Here is a 23541-nt window from a genome sequence, read left to right as displayed (position 1 = left end):
ATGCATGTGTCACAAGAAAAAGCAGTTTTTGATCGCCGCCAATTCTTAAAAGCAAGTGTCGGTGTTGCTACAGGCTTGATTGTTGGTTTGTATTTGCCTCTTCGAAACCGAGCAGTTGCAAGTCAAGAGACTCCTATACAGCCCAATGCCTATATTCATTTGAAGCCGGACAACACGATTACGGTTATAGTAAAACACATTGAAATAGGCCAAGGTGCGTTTACCGGCATGGCTACACTGGTTGCTGATGAAATGGATGCAGACTGGTCACAAATGAAAGCGGAACATGCACCTGCCAATTCTGAGCTATACAAAAATTTCGCATTCGGCATTCAAGGTGTAGGCGGCTCTACGGGACTTGCAAATAGCTACATGCAAATGCGCAAAGCGGGCGCCATGATGCGCGACAACCTGGTAAGAGCCGCAGCAAGTAAATGGAATGTTGGCCCAGGCAGTATCAAAGTAGATAGAGGCATGGTTTATCACAACGCCTCAGGCCAAAAAGCATCCTTTGGAGAGTTGGCAGAAGCGGCATCAAAAATTGAGCCCAACCAAAAACCAGCCCTAAAATCTCCCGATTCATTTATTTATATTGGGAAAACAGTGCCGAAAATTGATACGGCAGTTAAAACTAATGGCAACGCCAAGTTTACACAGGATATCTCGCTGCCTGACATGCGCTATGCGGCAATAGCACACCCTAGCCATTTTGGCGCAACGCTAAAACAGCTAGATGCTTCAAAAGCAAAACAAATTGCTGGTGTGCTGGGCGTCTACCCAATAAGTAGCGGCGTTGCGGTCGTCGCGACTTCAACGTATGCGGCAATGAGAGGTAGAGGTGCGCTTGATCTCACTTGGAATACGGATAAAGCGGAAAGGCGCTCTACTGAGGAAATAACGCAAGAATATGTGGACAAAACCAAAAGTACAGGAATAAAAGCTACAAGTCATGGTGACATAGGTTCAGCGCTTAGTAACGCACAAAGCACGTTTGAAGCTGTTTATACCTTTCCCTATCTTGCGCACACTCCTATGGAAACACTGGACGCGGTAGTCAGAGCCAATAAAGATGGAACCGTCGAGGTTTGGATGGGTAGTCAACTTCAAACTGTCGATCAAGGCACAGTAGCGTCGGTTTTTGGTGTTAAGCCAGAGCACGTATCAATAAAAACACAGTTAGGGGGCGGTACATTTGGTCGACGCGCTCAACCTACCAGTGGCTTTGCTAAAGAAGCTGCAGAAATTGCTAAAACGCAGCCCAAAGGTATTCCTGTCAAACTCATGTGGACACGCGAAAATGACGTACAAGGCGGTTGGTATAGACCGCTTACCGTGCATCGCGTGGTCACGGGAACCGACAACAAAGGAAATATTAGTGCGTGGCACCATGTTATTGCTACTCAGTCTATTGTGGCAGGCTCGCCATTTGAGCAAATGATACAAAACGGAATCGATCCAACATCAGTAGAAGGTGCGAGTGACTTCCCCTACGCCGTCGCAAACCGCGAAGTTTCGTTGCATACCATGAGCAATCCCGTGCCCGTATTGTGGTGGCGCTCAGTAGGTCACACACACACTGCGTATGTTGTAGAGACAGCCATTGATCACGCCTTATCAAGAGCTGAAATCGACCTTGTTGAGGGGCGTCGAGAGCTGCTAAAAGACTCACCTCGAGATTTAGGCGTACTAGATGCAGTCGTTGCACTTGCTGACAGTGCTGGTAAAACATCGGTTGGCCATGCTCGAGGTATAGCGGTACACAAGTCGTTTGGTACCTATGTCGCACAAATTGCTGAAGTGACAAAAAATAGTGAAGGCCTCCCCAAAGTAACGCGCGTATGGTGTGCGGTAGATTGCGGGCTGGCAGTTAATCCAGACATAGTGCGAGCACAAATGGAAGGCGGTATTGGATTTGGACTTGGCGCTATACTTGACGAAGAAATAACGCTTGGCAAAGGTGGCATAGTTGAACAAAGTAACTATGACTCCTATCACCCATTGCGAATGCCATCTATGCCAGAAGTCGAGGTGGTTATCGTTCCATCAGGGGAGTCTCCCACAGGCGTCGGAGAACCAGGCGTACCACCGATTGGTCCTGCTGTGGCCAACGCATGGCGTTCACTAACAGGTCAAATGATCACCAACCTCCCGATGAACAAAGCGATACGACGCGCACAGGAGGCATCATGAACCACATCAAAGTAACGCTTCTGTTCATCACAATTACGCTGCTAGGTGCGACATTGCTTGAGCGTGTTCACGCTCACAATCATAGTCAGGATGAGCGCGATTCGTTAAAAGCGCCCGAGGATTTTAAACATCTAACGTCAGAGGAAGCTTATTCCAAAGCGGTATTTGAGGAACTGGGGAAAGTCATTCAGCACCCAAGGTGCGTTAATTGTCATGTTGAAGATGTGCTATTGCAAGGTGATGAACAAAAGCCTCACATGCCGCCTGTCCAGCGTGGCGTTGCGGATATTGGTGTGCCCGGCATGATGTGCAGTACCTGTCATGGAGCTGAAAATGTGGATGTGAAAGAAGGGTGGTCAATGCCCGGTCACGCGCCGTGGAAAGCCGCCCCCATTAAGCAAAAATGGTTAGGCAAATCCTTGAGCGAGATTTGTGCGCAGTTGAAAGACTCTGATCGCAATGGTGGAAAATCGCTTGATGCCGTAGTTAAGCACATTGCCGAAGATGGCTTAGTAGGCTGGGGTTTTCATCCCGGCAAGGGCCGACAGAAAGCGCCTGGCACGCAGGAAGAAGCGGGAGCACTTGCAAAAGCTTGGGTAAAATCAGGGGCGCACTGCCCTTCTCAAAGTATGTAGTTTAACGATAAAACACGAAACTTAAGGTCAGCTTACTATGGACTAACCATTGTGAGCTGGCCTTATCATATCGATATGCGGAATATCATCCTCAAGATACATGTCAGACGTCGCCTCAAAACCAAAGCTTTCATAAAAACCTTTAAGGTATTCTTGCGCGCCAATTTCGATACTTTGACCTGGCCACAGATTCTCACAGTGTGAGATAGCACTTTGCATAAGCAGTTTACCAGCCCCTTCCCTCTAAATGATTGACACGTAGCCACGCGCCCAATGCTTACTGACGGGTAACTCAAGCTTAGCTGGTAAAAGTCGTGCACACGCCACTAACTCTGTGTCTTTAATGCCCATCAAGTGGTGAGTTTGGGGGTGACGGTCTTTTTCATCCAGCTCAGGATAAGGGCAAGTTTGTTCGACAACGAATACGTCTACGCGCAACTTCAGTAACTCAAATAACTGATTATTGCTCAGTTCGTCAAAGGTAAGCGCTTTCCACGTAACTGTGTTCTCTGTGCCTGTTGTCCCCGCAGCTGGTGTCTCCATAACCGCATGACCTCACTCGTATTTTTGTAATCTTCTATTCCTTGATGATGCCTTACTGACTTAAATATTCAAGACACATTTTCCATAAGTGAAAAGCAAATGCGCTTAGTATGCCTTTGCAAGGTAGCGCATCTGCTTTTTTAGTCAAAGCTCGCTAGTAAGCGCAATGAACTTATCAGCCAATTCATCGAGGGTTTCCCTGTAAAGTGGATCAGGCTTTACGACGTCTATTGGGCAAACCGCTACACAGGTTGGAGCATCATAATGCCCCACGCACTCGGTACAGCGAGCAGGGTCAATTTCAAACACTTTGTCCCCCATAATTATAGCTTGATTCGGACATTCCGGCTCGCACATATCACAATTTATGCAGGTAGCTAATATTTTAAGGGCCACGTGTTACCCCTTTGCATGAGGCTTGTCTTGTTTAAACGGATTGCGAGTATCAACGCCTTCGCTTAGGTTCCTCAACAATAATGCGTATGATAAGTCGATATCAGATGGTACGGGTATTCTAACCTGATGACCCGAGCCTTTGGCGTCATCAATAGCACGGCCATGTTTATCAAGCATGCTGTCGAGTACGAAATGCAAGTTACCTTGCGGTGTCATCAATTCAAGTGCGTGCCCCACACAGAACTTGTTTTTCACATCAATAATGGCAAAACCTGTGGTCTCGCATCGCGACACCACCTCGCCCACAAACTGCTGCTTGTCGCTTACCGAGTGGCCGTATTCATAGTTTTGGTACGCATGATGGGCATGGCGGCGAAGAAATCCTTCGGTGTATCCACGATGCGCGAGGGTTTCTAAACTGGCCATTAAGTTCATATCAAACGGTTTGCCCGCCACCGCATCATCAATGGCTTTGCGATACACCTGTGCCGTTCTGGCGCAGTAATAATGAGATTTAGTTCGACCTTCTATTTTTAAGCTGTGTACCCCCATTTGGGTAAGACGCTCAACATGCTGAACTGCGCGTAGGTCTTTTGAATTCATGATATAGGTGCCATGCTCATCTTCAAATGCAGGCATAAGTTCACCGGGCTTTTCTTTTTCTTCAAGCATAAACACGTTAGTACTTGGCTCACCGTCGCCAAGGGTAGGAATAACAGTGTTTGGATCTACTTGAGTTACACCTGCTTGAACAATATCTCCGGTTTCATTCTCCTGTGCACTTTTGACATCGTAAGACCAACGACACGCATTTGTGCAAGTGCCTTGATTGGGATCGCGTTTGTTCATGTAACCCGACAATAGACAGCGGCCAGAGTACGCCATACAAAGCGCGCCATGAACGAAGACTTCAAGCTCCATGTCAGGAACTTGTTCTCTAATTACCTCGATTTCTTCAAGGGAAAGTTCTCGGGACAAAATCACGCGTTCGATACCTTGGGTTTGCCAAAACTTTACCGTTGCATAGTTCACGGCATTGGCTTGAACGCTTAAGTGTATTGGCATTTCTGGATATGCTTCACGCACCAACATGATTAGCCCAGGATCAGACATAATTAGCGCATCTGGTTTCATCGCAACTACAGGGGCAATATCTTTAAGGTAGGTGTTAATTTTACTGTTATGAGGTGCAATGTTGCTGACAACATAGAATTTTTTGCCCATTGCGTGGGCTTCTTTTATACCTACCTCTAAGTTTTCTAAGCTGAATTCGTTGTTTCTTACACGTAACGAATAGCGAGGCTGGCCTGCATAAACAGCATCAGCGCCATAGGCGAATGCATAACGCATGTTACGTAAACTGCCCGCTGGGGCTAACAATTCAGGAGTTGCTACGGGTAAAAGTGAAGACGCACGTGAGGGTGAATCAATATTGGGTATTTGATTTGGCATAAATAAACCGCTACTAGACGCTTTAACTGAAAGCGGCGGATTCTATTTATGGTTCTCATAAGCAGCAAGCGTTAGATTGCAAGGCTTTGATAGAGATCAACAATGTTGTGAACTCGCTACGTTTTTGCGTTTAGGTAAGCGTTATCTGCTAGAGCACTTTTTACGTAATCAATAAAGATTTTGACTTTCTCTTGATTATGACGCCCTTCTAAACTCACGGCTTGAATGGGTAACACCGCGTCTTCGTAGGCCCCCAGCACGCTCACTAATTCTCCAGAGGCTAACTCCTGTGCAACTTGATATGCCATGCATCGAGTAATACCAAAACCTCGCTTTACGGCATTAATAGCACTTCTATTTTGATTGCATTGGTACCTCGGTTTGAGTTTTACCGCTATTGGCTTATCCTCAATGTGATAAGTCCATACGGCGGGCTCATTAAAACGCGTAGGGTAAACTATTTCATGTTGCTTTAAGTCCTCAGGTACATTTATTGCTGGATGCGACTCTAGGTAAGCAGGAGATGCACAGGTCACTCTTCCCACATAGCCCACCGTTGTAGCATAAAGCGAAGAGTCTTTCGGTTTCCCTATTCGAATTGCAACATCAATATTGTTTTCAATTAAATCAACAATGTGATCATACATATACCCGTTTATCGATATGTCAGGGTACTCCTGTAAAAAAGACGCGATAATAGGTGTTATGTAGCGTTCACCAAAGAGTATTGGCGCAGTAATGTTTAATTGCCCGCTTGGTTTAAAGTGAATACCCGTTATCTGCGCTTCTGCATGTTCTATGTCCGCCAATATCCGTTTTGCATCCACCAAGTACTGACTGCTTAGCTTCGGTAAGACGAATACGTCTTGTCGTTCTATGAAATAGCTTGGTATCCAGCGACTGCTCTAACCAGGAAACGGCCCGTGTTGCCGCAGGGGCTGATATAGAAAGCGCTTCAGCAGCAAGCACGAAGCTGTTTTGCGCTTCAACTACCACAAACACTTTCATCGCAAACAATTTATCCATGACGACCTTTATTAAATCAAACGCATTAGCAGATTTTTCGGAACATCCCGACTATTACAAAAAATGAAATTATCTTTTTCATAATTACACAATTATTTAATTAGAAACAACAAATATGATGAATACATGTTCAACAAGTAACTGATGAAAAGCACATCGTGCGATACAAGGAAAAACTTATGAGACCACCACTTCCCCCTTTTACCGATGCAACTGCCGCTGAAAAAGTTCGTTTGGCTGAGAACGCTTGGAATTCCAAAGACCCGGTGCAGGTAGCCAATGCCTATACATTTGACTGTCAATGGCGTAACAGAGCTGAGTTTATTTCGGGTAGAGCACAAATAGTGAGCTTTCTAACGCGCAAGTGGCAAAGAGAATTGGAATACAGGCTGGTAAAAGAAATTTGGGCTCACCAAAGCAACCGCATTGCGGTGCGGTTTGCCTATGAATACCGCGACGACTCAAACCAATGGTTCAGAGCCTACGGTAACGAGAACTGGCAATTTAATGCTGAAGGTTTAATGGAACGACGAATTGCCAGTATTAACGAACACCCTATCACGTTTGAAGATCGCCGTTTGACATGGGAAGGCACGAAAAGACCCGATGACTTTCCAAGCCTATCTGATCTTGCACTTTAATTTAATCGAAGAGGATAACATTATGCAAACTGACAACAACCAACACATTACCCTTTATCAACACCCGAAATCTGGACACTGTCATAAAGTGTCATTGTTCATGCATTTAATTGATGTTCCTTTTGAAGCCATCAATCCAGACCTAGGTGCTGCAGAACACAAAAGTGACGCGTTCCTTAACATGAATCCGTTTGGCCAAGTTCCTGTTATCATTGATGGCAATAATACGGTCTCAGATTCAAACGCCATACTTACCTATTTGGCTAATACCTATACACATGAACCATCACAGTGGTTAGGGAAAACGCCTAAAGAAATCGCAAATATTCAGCGCTGGTTTTCTATCTCTGCTTACGAATTGGCAAAAGGACCTGCAGCGGCACGATTAGAGTACGTGTTTGGCGCTAACATTGATGTAGATCGTGTTCTTAGTGCATCGGTGTCGTTGCTGACGACAATGGAACGCCATTTGTCGTTACAAAACGAAAAGTATTTGGTCTCTAATCGACTGACAGCGGCAGATATTGCTATGTACAGCTATATTGCACACGCTCCAGAGGGTGGTTTATCGCTAATCAACTATCCAAACATCAATGTATGGATCAGTAACATTCAATCGTTGGCAAATTTTGTCGCAATGCAAAGCTCACCTATCGCTGAGGCTAGGGCCTAAACTATGAAAACCCCTCACTTACCAAATGACGTTAATAGTGCTTTCCATCAGGGTGAAGTTCTTGCTCAAGACATGTCGACTAGTGACACCGTTGGTTTGTCTAAGATTATCGCAGAGCGAACAAAAGGATTCATAAGACCATTCATGCCCCAACAACACAGAGCATTTTTTGAGTCTGGCCCTTTGATGATGTTAGGTCTACTCGACCAGTCAGGACATCCTGTTGCCGTACCCGTTTGGGGAGATGAGGGGTATATTCGTTCACCATCGGACACTCGTCTTCAAATGTCTATCGCTAGCGTTGCCTTTGAATTAATAGATACGCAGCTCGGTCTTGATATCAACACAGGCAGCAAAATTGGCCTGCTTGGCTTAGAGCTTGCCACTAAAAGGCGCAATAGGCTGAACGGCGTAATAAACCACTTAAAAGACACGGATATGCATATTTCTGTTGAACAAAGTTTTGGTAACTGCCCGCAGTATATTCATACAAGAGAGTCTACCAAAGCCACTTCTTCAAATGTTGACACTAACGTTCAAGTGACTACAACCAAAGGCCTAAGTCAAAGGTTGCGTGATGTAGTAGAGAGTGCAGACACTTTCTTTATAGCCTCGCGGCACGCGCGCCTTGGTGAAAACGTAAATGAAGGCATTGACGTATCGCACCGCGGTGGAAAATCAGGCTTTGTTAGCGTAGATGATAATATGCTAACAATCCCAGATTTTAGCGGTAACAAATTCTTCAACACTATCGGTAATATACTTGTTGATGAGCGTGTTGGCCTGTGTTTTTTTGATAATGACACCGGAACACTTCACTTTTTACAGGGCCGCGCTGCAATCATTTGGGACAAACAACTCATGCCAGAATTTAAAGGGGCAGAAAGGTTTATTCAAATTGACATCACTCAATCGACAACCATAGAACATTGCTATCCCTTTCGGCATCAATTGATTCAACACTCGCCAGCGGTCGACAAAACCGGGGGTTGGAGGACAACATAGCGAGAGACATTGCTATCTCCATCTTCTACTGTTGATTGCAGGTGGCCGCCAACCGATTCAATCATTCGTTTGGATGGGGCATTGTGTGAATAGCAATGAATGTGGATTGCGTTGTTTGGCGGCTCACCGATCCCTTTTTCTCTAGCCAGCTCGCAGGTCCAAGCTAATAATAACTTACTTAGCTTTTTGCCCCGCGCGCTTGGTCTAATACCTAACCCAATATGCCCGCCGACATGCGCTATTTCTTTGTTTAGCCTATGCCGAAGGTTAGATACACCTAACAACGTATTGTCGCTCACTAACCAAAATGTTGAACTGTCGACGTAACCTTTCGGTATGTTTATGCCGTCTCTAAACTGTGTAAGACGCACTAAATAGTTAGCAAAATCATCCGCTTTTAAGTCAAGTACAAACGGATAACGCTCTTCCTCACCTAACTCAGAAATATACTGCCTAAAACTTGATTCGTAATACGCAGAAGGTGTAACTAAACGGTAAGTTACACCTTCTTTTTTTACTTCCCTTAAAATCTTGCTATCCGTGCGGGTCATGTACGAGTTACCACGTTAAATCGTCTGGTATTTCGTAATCGGCGTACCAATCTTCTTCGTCTTCATCCACACCGTCATTACCGCTTTTATCTAAATCTGCGCGATACACAATGGAAGATGCATCACGTTGCGAAATTTTGTCTGCTACTGGCGTTGGTACAAGTTCATAGGCATCATCCAACAATACAACGGTTAAGCGCCCTTTTGTCACTTGCTTGTGCATTTCTTCACTCACGTACATACGCTTCACGACATTGTCGTGAGTGAAGTTCAATACCGTATCGCCTTTTCGCTCTTGCTTATTCACCGAAATAAGTTGGCGCACTTGCGCGGCAATAGAGCGCTTTTCGCGTTCTTGCTGCTGAAGCTGATTAAGCTCTCTTGAGCGCGCCTTTTTCTCTTCGGCCGCTTGCTGCGCTGCAACAGTGGCTTCATCTAGCACAGGTTGCTTTTGTTTATTTTTTTGCTTTTGCTTTTTGCGTTTATCTGCACGCGCTTGTTTTGCTGTGGCTTTATCTGCTAGCCCAGCTTTTAATAATTGGTCCTGTAATGAGGCCATAATGCACTCTCTATTAATACTTTTTACGCTTTGTGGCATTGTACAACGTTTGCCTGATAGCAAAAAGCCCGAGAATACTCGGGCTTTACAATGCGAAATACTAAAGGCTATTTCTTTTTAGCTTTTGCCTTAGCCGCGGGTTTCTTGGCCGCTTGCTCTTGCCATTTACCATCGTCGTACCATGCAGACCAGCCTGTTGCCTTTCCACTTTCGTTTTCAGACATCACGTACTGCTGCTTGGTCTTTCTGCTGTACCGAACAATAGCAGGGTTTCCATCTGGGTCTTTCTGTGGCGCGTCCGCAAGATAGTAGAATTTAGGCGAAATTCTATCTCTAAAGCGCGCTAACTCTTCCACTTTAGGCGCGCGAGTTTCGCGCGATTTCGGAAAATTGTGCGCAGCCAAGAAAATACCCGATGCACCATCTCGCAACATAAAGTGCGCGTCAGACTTTTCGCACGGCAATTCTGGTAAATCTACCGGATCTTCTTTTGGTGGCGCAGCTTCGCCGTTGCGCAACAGCTTACGCGTGTTCTTACATTCTTCGTTAGTACATCCGAAATACTTTCCAAAGCGACCGTTTTTGAGCTCCATATCACTGCCGCATTTATCACATTCGATAATAGGGCCGTCGTACCCTTTTATCTTGAACGTACCGGTTTCAACCAAAGTACCGTCACAGGTTGGCGTGTTACCGCAAACATGAAGCTTGCGAGTCTCATCAACGAGATAGCTGTCCATGGCAGTGCCACATTTAGGGCAACGTTTCTTCGAGCGAAGCGCTTCTGTTTCAAGCTCCTCCTCGTCATCAACCTTCACGACTTCATCACCCGGCGTAAGGTTCATGGTATTAGTACAACGCTCTTTTGGCGGTAGGTTATACCCCGAACAACCAAGGAAAACCCCGGTTGATGCAGTACGAACGTTCATCTCACGTCCACACTTGTCGCATTCAATACCGGCTGGCACGGCTTGATTCAAACGCATACCGCCTTCTTCAGGGTCTTTCTCAGCATTTAACAACTTACCGTAAAAACCGCTGTAGAAATCGTTAAGTACATCTTTCCAGTCTTTATTGCCCTCGGCGATATCGTCGAGCTGTTGTTCCATGTTTGCCGTGAAGTCAAAGCTCATTAAATCATCAAAGTTTTCCATCAAACGATCGTTGACGATTTCACCCATTTTTTCAGCATAGAAGCGTTTGTTTTCAAGACGCACATAGCCGCGGTCTTGAATGGTGGAAATAATACTCGCATAGGTTGAAGGACGTCCGATACCACGCTTCTCAAGCTCTTTTACCAACGACGCTTCGTTAAAACGCGCTACTGGCTTAGTAAAGTGCTGTTTAGGATCAAGCGCGTTTAAGTTCAGCACATCGCCTTTCTGTACATCAGGCAACATTAATTCTTCGTCGCCTTTCTTACGCAATTGTGGTTGAACGCGAGTCCATCCATCAAACTTAAGAACACGCCCTTTTGCCGTTAGCTCGTAGTCGCCTGCCGCTACTTTAATTGTAGTGGCGTCGTATTTTGCAGCTGTCATTTGACACGCCACAAATTGACGCCAGATCAACTCATACAGACGTTGTGCATCGCGCTCCATATCGCCTAAACTCGCAGCACTGATACTAACATTTGACGGACGAATCGCTTCGTGCGCTTCCTGTGCACCCTCTTTGCTGCCATAGCGGATAGGTGAATCAGGTAAATACTTATTACCAAAGTTATCAGCAATATACGCTCTTGCACTATCTACGGCTTCTTGGCTCAAATTGGTTGAGTCCGTACGCATGTAGGTGATGTAACCCGCTTCGTAAAGTCGCTGCGCCATCATCATCGTTTTCTTTACGCCAAACCCTAAGCGCGTGCTGGCGGCCTGCTGAAGTGTAGAGGTAATAAACGGTGCTGAAGGGCGACTTTGCGTAGGCTTAGACTCGCGACTTTCGACGTTGTAATTCGCACCTTCTAAGTCAGCAAGCGCCTTATCAGTTTCGGCCTTATTTTTAGGCTTAAACGCGTTGCCTTGGTGCTTAGCCACTAGCATGCGAAGTGCAGCTTTTTGCTGGCTAGTTAAGTCTGCGTGAACATCCCAGAATTCTTCTGGTACAAATGCCTTAATTTCTCGCTCGCGCTCAACGACCAGGCGAACCGCTACCGACTGAACGCGGCCTGCTGACAAACCACGGGCGATCTTTTTCCACAACAGCGGTGAAACCATAAAGCCCACAACACGGTCTAGGAATCGGCGGGCTTGTTGTGCGTTAACGCGAGAAATGTTCAATTCGCCTGGGTCAGAAAACGCGTCTTGAATCGCATTTTTGGTGATCTCATTGAACACCACGCGCTGGTAGGTTTTATCCTTCTTGCCCAACAGTTCCTGCAAGTGCCATGCAATGGCCTCTCCCTCGCGGTCCAAATCGGTTGCGAGATAAATAGTGTCAGCGTCTTTTGCGAGCTTCTTGAGCTCATTCACCACTTTCTCTTTACCCTGCAGCACCTGATAGTGCGCTTTCCAGTCTTTTTCTGGATCCACACCCATTCGATCTACAAGCTTTAGATATTCGTGTCGACGAAGGTATTCGTTGCGCGCTTCCTCACTCAAAGTTTTGAGTTCTTTTGCTGGTTTTTTAGGCTCAACTTTGCCTAAAGCCTTCGTTGGAAGATCTCGCACATGGCCAACCGAACTTTTTACGATAAAATTTTTGCCAAGATATTTATTTATCGTTTTCGCTTTGGCTGGTGACTCGACTATGACCAGTGATTTTGCCATATAATTGAACTAAACCTATTGATTTTAAATGACTTATTACGTCAAATACTGAAAATTGGAGCAACCTTGCACTATATATAGGGTACTCGCTCTTTTTTAACATATATCTACAAAGTGAATGGAAAACAAGATCTTCTTCATACTTATTCTTTCTACTGCTTTAAACGCACACAAAAACAGTTCAAATTTTAACCACCTCGATTGGCATTGCCTTTAAAAGCCGTATAATGCCAGCCATTACAACGCTGAATGTGATGAGTTTGCGGTTAAATTTCACAGCAAATTTTATTACAGAAGCGCCTAAGCCCAACGGGTAAAAAAGTGCATCATTTGTGTCTCTATTGCCAATGCAGCATAGAAGTCAAATGTGAAAACACCAAGAATGAGGGAAAGTATGAAGCAGTTTGAAGTCAATTTTGATGGTCTTGTTGGTCCAACCCATAACTATGCTTAGGTTTATCATTCGGTAACGTTGCTTCTTTAAATAATGCAAATGCAGTTAGCAGCCCAAAGCAAGCTGCAAAACAAGGACTTGCAAAAGCGAAGGCATTGGCTGATATGGGGATGGTTCAAGGTGTACTTGCACCGCAAGAGCGTCCTGATATCGCTGCACTTCGAAGATTGGGTTTCACTGGCTCAGACGCTAGAGTGCTTGAAAGCGCTGCAAAGCAATCTCGCGAGATTTTCTTAGCATGTTGCTCTGCTAGTAGTATGTGGACTGCAAATGCTGCTACCGTGTCTCCTAGCGCCGATACTGCCGATGGACGGGTACACTTTACCCCTGCAAACTTGACAAACAAGTTTCACCGCTCACTTGAACCTCACGTAACGGGCAACATTTTGCGTGGCACCTTTGCAAATGAAAAACACTTCGCGCATCACCAACATTTGCCAGACAACGAACACTTCGGCGACGAAGGTGCTGCCAACCATACCCGTTTGTGCAGCAACTATGGCCAAGCTGGTGTTGAACTATTTGTATACGGCCGACACGCTTTTGACACAAGTAAGCCTGCACCTAAGAAATATCCTGCGCGCCAAACGCTTGAAGCATGTCAGGCAGTTGCTCGACTACATGGCCTTGATGATGACGGTGTGGTTTACATGCAGCAAAACCCAGACGTTATCGACCAAGGTGTATTCCACAACGACGTAATTGCCGTTGGCAACCAAAACGTGCTGTTCTTCCACGAGCAAGCTTTCTATCAGAAAGAGGCTAGGCTTGAAAGAGCTTCAAGCAAAATTCGGCGACCAGCCGCTACATTTCATTGAAGTGCCTACTGATGAAGTTTCTGTGCTAGACGCTGTTAAGACCTACTTGTTTAACACACAAATCATCACCTTACCTAGCGGCGACATGACAATTATTGCACCTACTGAGTGCGAAGAGAACGACGCTGTTAAACGTTACCTGGACAAGTTAGTAACGTTGGGCACGCCTATAACATCTGTAAACTATTTTGATGTTAAGCAGAGTATGCGAAACGGTGGTGGTCCAGCGTGCTTGCGTTTGCGCGTTGCGATGAACGATCAGGAACTTGCAGCGGTTAACCAAAATACCTTAATTAACGATACGCAATTCGCCCGATTAAATGCTTGGGTTGATAAGCACTACCGCGATCAATTAAGCGAAGATGACCTTCGTGACCCACAGCTACTTATCGAGTCACGCACTGCGCTTGATGAGCTAACGCAATTGTTAAAGCTTGGCTCTGTGTATCCGTTCCAGCAAGGATAAGATAGCTTAGCTTAGTCAAACAAAAAGCCTAAGCATATTGCTTAGCTTTTTTGATCTTACATTATGGTGTAACTTCCGTACATTGGTCAGTCACTCCAAATGGATTGGCTGGTGGTGATGCACCTTCGTTTGTGAGGTCTTCTGCCGAAGCACCCAAGGTGTACATCATACTTGCTTTGGCTTCACTACCAGTAGATTGACCGAATACAGTAATGGCGGCGTCATACCATACTGCATAACTTCTTGGATACCTATATTCCAACTCTGCATAACCGTTTTCATCCGTCACGGCTCCGTTTGCAAATGAAATTGTACCAACCAATCCAGGTGTTAACTGACCGTCTCCGTTGGTGTCTTCTGCTCTTGGAGATGTGTCTAAGATCCCATTGTCATTAACATCCTCAGTTTCACAATTCTGATTGGTAATTGGAACCCAGATTGAATCTTCATCATTAAACACCCAAAATCCAGTGCGATACTCACCACCGTTAACGTATTTCACAGGGTTAACTGAAGCCGTAAGGTTGACACCACTAACAGGTCGGCCAACGGAATCTGATACAAACACACCAAATCGCTTGATGTAAGATGTAGAGTTTGGTTCTTCTATTTCATTACCCGTACCTATAGAGATGTCAAATGCACGTGCTCCAACAGTTAACACAACATTGTCTTCAATGGTTGAGTCATCTGCGACAAACGCGGTTACTACGACGGCATCTTGAGATGATACAGACCCAGAAGTAAACACTGTCGTAGCAATTCCCTTACTATCAGTGGTTGCTTGTGAGGGAGATACAAAACCCGTCGATACATCTGAAACCGTAAAATTGACCACACTATTTTTGACAAGGTTACCGTCAATATCACGCACAACTGCACTTATTGTGCTTGTCTGTCCATCTGGACCGAGTAAATCAGGAGAGGCATCTACAATAACGGTATGCGGTGTTGTCGCTATAAACTCAATTTGCGTCAACGCAGAAACTAGGACATTACCACTTCCGTCAACTGCCGTAGCTGTTATAGATGAAATGCCAGCATTCGTAGAGCTGATTTCTATGCTTGCTTGACCATCTGCATCGGTAACAACAGTTGCGTTGCCCGCGATTTCTCCGCGCGATACGCTAAAGGTTATGCTCTCTCCGACGACTGGTGTGTTGTTTTGTCTCCACTGAGCGGTAATTGTCTGCGCTTGTCCCACGGGTACTTCTTCAGTAGGTAAATTTACAAAGTTAAATTCATCCTGTTGAACTTGAATAGTAAATGATGCAGATGCGTTTAGCGCGCTAGCAGTAATGGTATCTTGGCCAGATGTTGTCGCACTGTAGCGCACCGTAGCTTGACCATTGGCCCCTGTATTAACCGTTGTCGCACTCAATGTGCCGTTTGCGGCGCTTAGTACAACATTTTGATTTAAAATCGACGTGCCATCAGAGTCCTGCACTCGAATAGTGTAGTCTACACTATCGTTTAGAATAACTGACGAGGCACCGTTGATAGTCACCTCTGTGCCTGTAATCGTAATATCTACTGTTTGCGACAGCGAACCTGTTGAAGCTGTGATAGTCACCGTACGGTTAGACGCGTCATTTTGCGACGTTAAAATAGCTCGAGCTGTACCGTCGGCTTCAGTTTGTGGCTGTGTTAGCTGCAGTTCAACACCCGAGCCTGTTTGAGCAGAAAAACTAACGTCTACGCCTTCCATTAGCACGCTTTGATCGTTTTTCACCAATGCAATAAGCTCAACATCATCACTTCCGCTTGACGCCAGCTGAATGCTATTGGCGAAAAGCTCTAAAGACGCAGGCTCTTCACTTACGGCTGTTCTGCCTGCAGAGCTAAACGTCGTTGAGGCAGTCTCACCCGTCGCTGTAGTAACGGTTACTTGACCGTCGCCTGAAGACTCCCCAACAGTCATTCCAATGCTTGCTACCCCTTCGTCATTAGTTAATGCCGTCGCGGTATCATTGGTAAAAGACGCCAAATCGTCATTGCTTAATGAAAATGTTAGCAGTAAATCGGCCTGTGGCTCACCTAATGCGTTGGTCACTGTGGCAAGCGCCACCAAACCGTTATCAGTCGATAGCGCGTTATCTTCTTCACCCGCTGCATTTTGCAGCGTTAACGCAACAGTTAGTTCGGTTGGAACGGCTGTCACGGCAGTAGCAGAAAATGTCGTGCTTCCGGTTTCACCTGTGCTTAACGTCGCTGTAATTTCTCCATCACCAGACGCTGTACTGGCGTTTAAACCAAGACGCGCAACACCATTAGCGTCGGTTCGAGCCGTGCCCGTGTCATTAGCAAATTCAGCGAGTGCGGCATTGCTAAGCGAAAACGTAAGCAATGTGTCAGCATGCGGATTACCGTCTTGATCTGTCACCGTTGCAACAACTGTGAGGCTGTTGTCTTCTGATAAGTTGTTATCACTGGCGCCCGATGCATTTTCTAGAGAAAGAGAAATGGTATACGTCGGGTTGGTCGTCCCGTCATCTCCATCATTACCATTATCGGTGTCTACACGAGAGACTGAAGAACCGCCCCCACCACATGCTGTTAGCATAAATATTGCGCTAATTACGCTTAGCGTCTTCGCGAATGTCGACATAATTCGTTCCTGAACCTCTTTTATTGACAATTGCGTCGTTTTTTATGTTTAAAAATCAACTGAATCTGGCACACTACGTGAGATTAAAAAATATAAAAAATGTACAGGAAACATTAATGTCTTCATCTGCACACAAATACAGTTTAACCGCTCGCATCTTTATCGGCATGGCTGCCGGTATCTTTATCGGTGTCCTACTCCAACTACTGTTTGATGATAGCGGAGATTTCGCTTTTTCGATATTCGGTTTCGAGTTCTCAACGTATAACATTCTTGTTGAAGGTATATTTTCTACCTTAGGACAAATATTTATCGCCAGTTTAAAAATGCTGGTAGTACCGCTAGTTTTTGTCTCACTGATATGTGGAACCAGCACTTTATCCGACCCCAGTAAATTAGGTCGCCTGGGCGCAAAATCTGTTGGTTTATATATTGTCACGACAGCCATTGCTATATCACTGGCTATGAGTATGGCTTTATTCGTATCGCCCGGAGAAGGCGCAAACCTTACTACCGAAGTATCGTATCAAGCAAAAGAAGCCCCTAGCCTGGCTGACGTTATTGTAAATATGTTCCCTAGCAACCCCATTAATTCAATGGCACAGGGCAACATGCTTCAAATTATTGTATTTGCTGTACTTTTTGGTATCGCAATGGCAATGACAGGTGACGCAGGTAAACGCCTTACTGCAATATTTGAAGACATTAACACTGTGATTATGCGATTAGTTACCATCATCATGAATTTAGCGCCTTATGGTGTGTTCGTGTTGATGGCGAAACTTTTTGCAACCGTGGGTGGCGACACCATATTCAAGTTAGCCAAATACTTCTTCTTGGTATTTGCGGTTCTGATCATTCACGGTTTAGTAACCTACTCTATTTTGCTAAAACTACTTTCGGGTCTAAGCCCCATAATGTTGTTTAAGAAAATGCGCGACGCGGCGTTGTTTGCCTTTAGCACATCAAGCAGCAGTGCAACCTTGCCAGTCACCATGGAAACAGCAAAGAATAAACTTGGCGTGGGTAATTCTGTTTCTTCATTTACTCTGCCGCTAGGCGCCACAATAAATATGGACGGCACAGCCATCATGCAGGGTGTAGCTACTGTATTCATTGCGCAGGTTTACGCTGTAGATCTGACAATGGGCGATTATATGATGGTAGTGCTTACCGCAACCCTTGCGTCTATTGGTACAGCGGGCGTACCTGGTGTCGGCCTCATTATGCTGGCAATGGTACTGCAACAAGTTAACCTGCCAGTAGAAGGCATTGCACTTATTATCGGTGTCGATAGATTACTTGATATGACACGTACTGCGGTAAACATTACTGGCGACTGTATGGTGTCATGTGTAGTAGCTAAAAGCGAAGGCGAATTAGATGAGTCGGTATTTAACGACCCTAAAGCAGGCCAGAAAGAAGAAGATGTAGACTTTAAGCACTTTGAACAAAACAGTTAGAGGTCGCACCAACTGAGTTAACCGCATTTCAATAACAAAAAAGGCAGCCTAGGCTGCCTTTTTTAGATGATATTAACGCACTAATGCAACGCCGAGGATGGATTGACTTTAGCCGCTTTTATCGCTGGATAAACTGTTGCAACAACGCTTAACACCAATGCCACAAACGCGGTAACTGCAACGTCTTGCCAGTAGAGAAGCGAAGGCAAAAAATCGATAAAGTATATATCGCCAGATAACAGTTCAATGCCAAGCGCACTTTCTACGAATTTTACAATACCAGACAAATTTGGTGCTACGAGCAGCGCTGCAAGTACACCAAAGAAAACACCCACTGCACCGTTAATCACACCCTGAAAAATAAACGTACTTCGAATCAGTGCATCGGATGCCCCCATCGTTTTAAGAATAGCGATAGCTGACTGCTTTTCTCTCACAGACATGACAAGCGACGAAACAATATTAAAACATGCCACTGCGATGACCAATATAAGGGCGATATACACCACAACTTTGACTAACTGAATATCGTTGTATAAGTGTCCTTGAGTACGAGTCCAATCTGACATGTACACAGCTTGTGGAAAGGTATAGCCAATGTCGCGTATTTTTTGATGCGCGATAAAAGGGTCGTGAAAAACGAATCTGATGCCCTGTGCTTCACCTAAAATACCCGCAGCACGTGTTGCGGCTTCTAGGTGCATGAGCCCGATTTGATTGTCTAGTTCACCGCCAATTGACAATACACCTGTCACAATTAACCTAACTGTTTTCGGTGCTTCAAACGTTAAATCGCTTGTTGCTTGAGGGATCAACGCCTGAACGGTATCTCCTATGCTTAAACCCAACGTGTCAGCAATTCCCTGACCTATTAATAGCCCACTTGGTTCATTGGCAAATGCTCGCCAATGCTCATCGGTCACTTGATTTTTATACGCTTTGTTTTCTTTCGTGATAGGCACATAGGTCACGCTGATGGCTTTAAGCTCACCTTTATACTGCAGCATGCCAGTAAGTGTTGTGTAAGGCGTTACCTTGGCAATTTGTGGGTCTTGTTCAAAGCGATAGAGCTGGGCCTCTAGATTGTCTATGCCTCGTTTATCAATGCTAAACATTTCACCGTGAGGAACAACACTTAAAATACGTTGAGTTAATTCCTTTTCGAAGCCGTTCATAACACTTAAGAGCACAATTAACACAAAGCACCCTAATGCAATGCCTACAGTTGAAGACATAGAAATAAAGGAAATAAAACGCTGCTGCGCCCGTGTTTTTCGAAACCGATTGGCCAACTCCAATGCCAACATTACGCGCGCTCCTTGGCGTTGTCTGTATCAATCAACTCACCATCTTTAATGCGCAAAACGCGGTCCATTCTTTGTGCCAGCGCAATATCGTGAGTAACGACGACAAATGCGGTTTGCTTCTTTTCACTTAAAGATTTAAGTAATTGATATATCTGCTCATAGGTTGAGTCATCGAGATTACCCGTTGGCTCATCAGCTAACACGACAGTAGGCTCTGTTACTAAAGCTCGAGCAATAGCTACGCGCTGTCGCTCGCCGCCTGACATTGCAGAAGGAAGATGTTCTTTTCTGTGAGACAATCCTACCTCATCGAGCAACAGGGCTGCTTTTTCGTTTGCTTCTTTGGTGCTAAGCCCTCGTATTCGAAGTGGCATGGCTACGTTTTCTTGTGCACTGAATTCACCAAGAAGATGGTGAAACTGATAGATGAAACCCATTTCATCATTACGGAGTTTAGCCAGAGCATTTGAATTTAAGGCATTTAGCGCCTTTCCGTTAAATTCAACGACACCACTTGTGGGCGAGTCTAGACCCCCAAGAATATGCAGAAGTGTACTTTTTCCCGAACCAGAACTGCCTAAAATGGCTACATGCTCACCAGCTTGTATCGATAGCGAAACGTCATTAAGCACGGGCGTATCGGCATCACCCTCATTATAAGTTTTACTGATATTGCGGCAAACTAGCACATCCTGCATACGACATTTCTTCTCGTTCATCAAAAACTAAATGGTATCGTTAAACCCTTACAACACCAATGGAAAAATAGTATCGCAGCGTGCTTTTTATTGTAACTGAGTAATTAAGAAGCAACGGCTATGGCGTAGTGACCGACTGAAGCTATGTCTGATCGTTGCACTTGGATGTGCATAAGAAAAACACACAAGCAATAGACTAAAAAGAACAAGTCGTTCAAATTGAATATCAGGAAGTAATAGAAATGCTTTAAGAAAATAATTTGCCATTTACCTTTGTTCTAATAGAGGACCAGCAACAAAGATAAATGGCGGAGCGGACGGGATTCGAACCCGCGACCCCCGGCGTGACAGGCCGGTATTCTAACCAACTGAACTACCGCTCCGCATAATGGGATGTGCGCTTGTTTCGATAAATGGCGGAGCGGACGGGACTCGAACCCGCGACCCCCGGCGTGACAGGCCGGTATTCTAACCAACTGAACTACCGCTCCACATAATCGAGAATGCGCTGTATAACTAAATGGCGGAGCGGACGGGACTCGAACCCGCGACCCCCGGCGTGACAGGCCGGTATTCTAACCAACTGAACTACCGCTCCGAAGACCTTTTAGTTATACCATTGAAAGAGTGGCGGAGCGGACGGGACTCGAACCCGCGACCCCCGGCGTGACAGGCCGGTATTCTAACCAACTGAACTACCGCTCCACATCTTCAATGTTATCAGTCATTTGACTTGGCTGTTGTTGCCCTGTCCCCTGACTGCGGCGCAGATAATACGTATTCCCCCATGTGGAGTCAACGCTTTTTATTAATAAAATTGTCATCTGCGGTTTGTTTGCCTGTAATTTAGACATTGTGACGAAATATAATTCAAAGTGAATAAATAAACAGCGCAATAAAAGGGGCTTGTGTCGAAAACACGCTTTTATTTATTGCCCCCTTCTTTGGGTTTCTTTTTAAATATCGAAAACAGCTTTTTAACCCCTTTGGGTTCGTTTTCAATAGTAAGCGATGCATCCGATGTTCCACCCTCGGTCTTATTTGCTTCAGCTGGCTTTTTGGCTGCACCTTTTTTACGTTTCATAATAATAACAATCGCAACGACCACGCCAATGACAACAATGGTTCCATTCACCGCAATCAATAAAATAGTCAAAGTAGCACTGTCTATTTCATCATTCTCCTCTTGCATAGCCATATCATCTGCCATCATAGGTGGCTTGTTGTCTATCATCGGCTCGCTGCCATCTACAATCGGGTCTTTACCGTCAATCAACGGGTCTTCAACCTCTGGCTCAACAGGGCCTTCCGCTAAAAACGTGTATTCGGGTACATCTAAAATAAAATCACGACCGTCAACCGTAGTCCCATACGCGGTTAGTTTTACTCTGAAGATCCCTTCTTCATATGCCACAATCAGGTGCTCTCTCGCCTCATTGCCGCCTTCTGTCAAAGAGAAGTTCTGCATATCAGTGTTGGGAAACCTGACTTTTCCATCAATAAGCAGCGATGCAATATCAACAAGCTCTCTATCAACATCGATAATTATCTTATGGTACCCCTCACCGCCACCATCAAGTTGGACGTCAATCATCACCGGGTTTTTATACAAGATGATATTGGCGCCCTGTTGTTCTCTGGTATACATAGGGGTTTTTACTTTGAAAATAGGCTTCCACTCCCCTGCTGCCACTTTCAAATTGAATTGACCAGTGAAGACGCCATCGCCAGGCCGCTCATCCATTCCCCTGCCATTGTCTTGGAATGTGGCAATGTTTTGATCGTCCGCACCAAAGTTATCGTAGTTCGGGTTATTGGTGCTGATAAACTCAATATCTAAATCAACCACATCCCTAAACTGCTTATTTTCAATAAGTTTACCGTCGTTAGTTAGGTATGCTGTCGACTTTAAAATCTCCCCTGCAAACAGAATGCTAGGTAAAGGGTCGGCATGAAGCTGGACATCGGAAAGCACCATAACCCTACTGCCTTTCAGCACTTGGCCTACGGCTTGCCAAGGGCCTGGAACAGGGTTCTTAATTTTGATCATGTCGTATGTATCAGAGTCATACCATTCGACACGCTCTTCATCTACCCGCCCCTGAAACAATTTTGACCCATCGGGGCGCACTAGCACCACAGGCGCAGAGCCGTATTCACGGAAAAACACCATGGTGATTTCTTCAACGTTGTAATCAACACGAAAACGGTTTCGAAGTAGTTCGATAGAATTAGTGTAATCATCGCCCAGATTGCTTAGTGGAGACGGCGCCTCCCCCGCTGGCACGGTGTTGGGTTCTTCTGGCACTGACGACGCTTGTTGTGCGTTGTCAGACATGGAGGTATTGTTAATAGCCCCCTCTAGCTGCTGTCTTGCCGCATCTTGCTGTGCAGCTTGCGATTGTGCGGCAACGTGAGAATGCATAAAAGTTATTAGAAGAAGTAAACTATAAAACCACACTCTCACGCTACGTTGCTCCTGCAATCACTGGTTAGCTTTTAAGACGTTTAATTTGGTGTCACTGGTGCTTTGCTACGCCTCATCTACCTGAGGACGCCATAAGCACTTCCCACCTGCGTTTTGCACGATATCTAAACGTGCTTCATGCTGTGTTAATTCATCGGCGCTAGCTTTAATAACCTTTAATTTATTTGCTTTTCGTTCGATTCGGCGGATAGCGGTTGAATCGGTATCGCTACCTCCAGATGAGGCTAATTTAAGCTTAGTTTGCCCCCCTGTCATTAACAGGTATACGTCGGCGAGGATCTCGGCATCAAGCAATGCGCCGTGTAGTGTACGGTGGCTATTATCAATACCGTAACGCTTACATAATGCATCTAGGTTATTCTTTTGCCCAGGATGCATTTGTCTTGCAAGTACAAGCGTGTCTAATACATCACAAATATCATTGGTGACTACGCCTTTTGTTTTTGGCTCCATATTGAATTCATGATCCATAAATCCAACATCGAATGGTGCGTTATGTATAACCAGCTGTGCGCCTTTGATAAAACTGACAAACTCTTGGGCTACTTGAGAAAATGTGGGTTTATCAGCAAGAAACTCATTTGTAATCCCGTGAACATCTATTGCTTCTTGCTCAATATGGCGGCCGGGATTAATGTAGACGTGAAAGTGGTTACCCGTGAGGCGACGGTTTACAAGTTCAACGCAGCCAATCTCGATAACTCGGTGGCCTTCTTTGGGTTCAATACCTGTGGTTTCAGTATCTAGAACAATTTGGCGCATGTAACCTCTACTATTATTACGCTTTTGTTTTTTGTTAG

The 23541-nt window shown here is 45.3% G+C and carries 18 protein-coding genes, 4 tRNA genes and 2 pseudogenes; 7 read left to right on the top strand and 17 right to left on the bottom strand.

Annotated features, from left to right (window positions below):
• Complete coding sequence (locus tag V6N89_RS09160) at window positions 1-2190, top strand: xanthine dehydrogenase family protein molybdopterin-binding subunit (protein ID WP_346993680.1); 2190 nt, start codon at window positions 1-3, stop codon at window positions 2188-2190.
• Window positions 2187-2825 (top strand): hypothetical protein, encoded by a 639-nt coding sequence (locus V6N89_RS09155; protein WP_338517279.1) that lies wholly within the window; start codon window positions 2187-2189, stop codon window positions 2823-2825. Before V6N89_RS09160 ends, V6N89_RS09155 begins: the two co-directional genes overlap by 4 nt.
• A gap of 42 nt (window positions 2826-2867) precedes the next feature.
• Here V6N89_RS09155 and V6N89_RS09150 read toward each other — a convergent pair.
• The 5 genes and pseudogenes from V6N89_RS09150 to V6N89_RS09130 all read right to left on the bottom strand — a co-directional run bounded on the left by V6N89_RS09150 (window position 2868) and on the right by V6N89_RS09130 (window position 6242).
• Window positions 2868-3368 (bottom strand): annotated as a pseudogene (locus tag V6N89_RS09150) (GNAT family N-acetyltransferase).
• Window positions 3369-3512: 144 nt separating this feature from the next.
• Window positions 3513-3764, bottom strand: coding sequence for a YfhL family 4Fe-4S dicluster ferredoxin (locus tag V6N89_RS09145; RefSeq protein ID WP_338517278.1), 252 nt, complete (start codon window positions 3762-3764; stop codon window positions 3513-3515).
• Window positions 3765-3767: 3 nt separating this feature from the next.
• Entirely contained in the window at window positions 3768-5114 is a 1347-nt protein-coding gene (yegQ, locus tag V6N89_RS09140) for a tRNA 5-hydroxyuridine modification protein YegQ (RefSeq protein ID WP_346993796.1), read from the bottom strand.
• 218 nt (window positions 5115-5332) lie between these two features.
• The gene (locus tag V6N89_RS09135) at window positions 5333-6043 is read right to left on the bottom strand and encodes a LysR substrate-binding domain-containing protein (RefSeq protein ID WP_338517276.1); all 711 of its coding nucleotides are present in this window, start codon (window positions 6041-6043) and stop codon (window positions 5333-5335) included.
• A complete protein-coding gene (locus V6N89_RS09130; protein ID WP_338517275.1) occupies window positions 5976-6242 on the bottom strand; it encodes a helix-turn-helix domain-containing protein in 267 nt (88 codons plus the stop codon). The genes V6N89_RS09135 and V6N89_RS09130 overlap by 68 nt, the downstream gene beginning before the upstream one ends.
• A gap of 179 nt (window positions 6243-6421) precedes the next feature.
• Between V6N89_RS09130 and V6N89_RS09125 the strand changes: the two genes are divergently transcribed.
• Genes V6N89_RS09125 through V6N89_RS09115 form a run of 3 tightly spaced genes read left to right on the top strand, consistent with a single transcriptional unit; the run spans window position 6422 to window position 8561 of the window.
• Entirely contained in the window at window positions 6422-6883 is a 462-nt protein-coding gene (locus V6N89_RS09125) for a nuclear transport factor 2 family protein (RefSeq protein WP_338517274.1), read from the top strand.
• Between the two features lie 22 nt (window positions 6884-6905).
• Entirely contained in the window at window positions 6906-7556 is a 651-nt protein-coding gene (locus tag V6N89_RS09120; protein ID WP_346993679.1) for a glutathione S-transferase family protein, read from the top strand.
• Window positions 7557-7559: 3 nt separating this feature from the next.
• Window positions 7560-8561 (top strand): pyridoxamine 5'-phosphate oxidase family protein, encoded by a 1002-nt coding sequence (locus V6N89_RS09115; RefSeq protein ID WP_338517271.1) that lies wholly within the window; start codon window positions 7560-7562, stop codon window positions 8559-8561.
• On the opposite strand, the gene V6N89_RS09110 is transcribed toward V6N89_RS09115, so the two are convergent.
• The 3 genes from V6N89_RS09110 to topA form a co-directional block, all read right to left on the bottom strand.
• Window positions 8513-9112, bottom strand: coding sequence for a GNAT family N-acetyltransferase (locus V6N89_RS09110; protein WP_346993678.1), 600 nt, complete (start codon window positions 9110-9112; stop codon window positions 8513-8515). The genes V6N89_RS09115 and V6N89_RS09110 overlap by 49 nt on opposite strands.
• A gap of 7 nt (window positions 9113-9119) precedes the next feature.
• The gene (locus V6N89_RS09105) at window positions 9120-9671 is read right to left on the bottom strand and encodes a DUF2058 domain-containing protein (protein ID WP_338517269.1); all 552 of its coding nucleotides are present in this window, start codon (window positions 9669-9671) and stop codon (window positions 9120-9122) included.
• 107 nt (window positions 9672-9778) lie between these two features.
• The gene (gene topA, locus V6N89_RS09100) at window positions 9779-12439 is read right to left on the bottom strand and encodes a type I DNA topoisomerase (RefSeq protein ID WP_346993677.1); all 2661 of its coding nucleotides are present in this window, start codon (window positions 12437-12439) and stop codon (window positions 9779-9781) included.
• Between the two features lie 394 nt (window positions 12440-12833).
• Between topA and astB the strand changes: the two are divergent.
• Window positions 12834-14177, top strand: a pseudogene (gene astB, locus V6N89_RS09095) (N-succinylarginine dihydrolase).
• A 61-nt stretch (window positions 14178-14238) separates the two neighbouring features.
• Here astB and V6N89_RS09090 read toward each other — a convergent pair.
• Window positions 14239-16785 carry an Ig-like domain-containing protein gene (locus V6N89_RS09090; RefSeq protein ID WP_346993676.1) on the bottom strand — a complete coding sequence of 849 codons (2547 nt, stop codon included), beginning with the start codon at window positions 16783-16785 and terminating at the stop codon, window positions 14239-14241.
• 116 nt (window positions 16786-16901) lie between these two features.
• Here V6N89_RS09090 and V6N89_RS09085 point away from each other — a divergent pair, with 116 nt between their 5' ends.
• Window positions 16902-18248: a dicarboxylate/amino acid:cation symporter gene (locus tag V6N89_RS09085; RefSeq protein WP_346993675.1), complete on the top strand. Its 1347-nt coding sequence runs from the start codon at window positions 16902-16904 to the stop codon at window positions 18246-18248.
• A gap of 80 nt (window positions 18249-18328) precedes the next feature.
• On the opposite strand, the gene V6N89_RS09080 is transcribed toward V6N89_RS09085, so the two are convergent.
• From V6N89_RS09080 to dnaQ, 8 genes are all read right to left on the bottom strand, one after another.
• Window positions 18329-19555 carry a lipoprotein-releasing ABC transporter permease subunit gene (locus tag V6N89_RS09080; protein ID WP_346993674.1) on the bottom strand — a complete coding sequence of 409 codons (1227 nt, stop codon included), beginning with the start codon at window positions 19553-19555 and terminating at the stop codon, window positions 18329-18331.
• Window positions 19555-20253 carry a lipoprotein-releasing ABC transporter ATP-binding protein LolD gene (gene lolD / locus V6N89_RS09075; protein ID WP_338517267.1) on the bottom strand — a complete coding sequence of 233 codons (699 nt, stop codon included), beginning with the start codon at window positions 20251-20253 and terminating at the stop codon, window positions 19555-19557. Before lolD ends, V6N89_RS09080 begins: the two co-directional genes overlap by 1 nt.
• A 306-nt stretch (window positions 20254-20559) precedes the next feature.
• Window positions 20560-20636: transfer RNA gene (locus V6N89_RS09070), tRNA-Asp, on the bottom strand.
• 31 nt (window positions 20637-20667) lie between these two features.
• Window positions 20668-20744: transfer RNA gene (locus V6N89_RS09065), tRNA-Asp, on the bottom strand.
• A gap of 30 nt (window positions 20745-20774) precedes the next feature.
• Window positions 20775-20851 (bottom strand) — tRNA-Asp (locus V6N89_RS09060).
• A 30-nt stretch (window positions 20852-20881) separates the two neighbouring features.
• Window positions 20882-20958, bottom strand: a tRNA-Asp gene (locus tag V6N89_RS09055).
• Window positions 20959-21178: 220 nt separating this feature from the next.
• Complete coding sequence (locus V6N89_RS09050) at window positions 21179-22678, bottom strand: TIGR03503 family protein (RefSeq protein ID WP_346993673.1); 1500 nt, start codon at window positions 22676-22678, stop codon at window positions 21179-21181.
• Window positions 22679-22786: 108 nt separating this feature from the next.
• On the bottom strand, window positions 22787-23503 hold the full coding sequence (dnaQ, locus tag V6N89_RS09045) for a DNA polymerase III subunit epsilon (RefSeq protein ID WP_338517265.1): 717 nt from the start codon (window positions 23501-23503) through the stop codon (window positions 22787-22789).
• Between the last annotated feature and the right edge of the window lie 38 nt (window positions 23504-23541).

Origin of the sequence: Alteromonas gracilis (assembly GCF_036870955.2) — a bacterium.
Taxonomy (GTDB): domain Bacteria; phylum Pseudomonadota; class Gammaproteobacteria; order Enterobacterales; family Alteromonadaceae; genus Alteromonas; species Alteromonas gracilis_A.
This window is presented reverse-complemented; position numbering and strand designations above follow the sequence as displayed.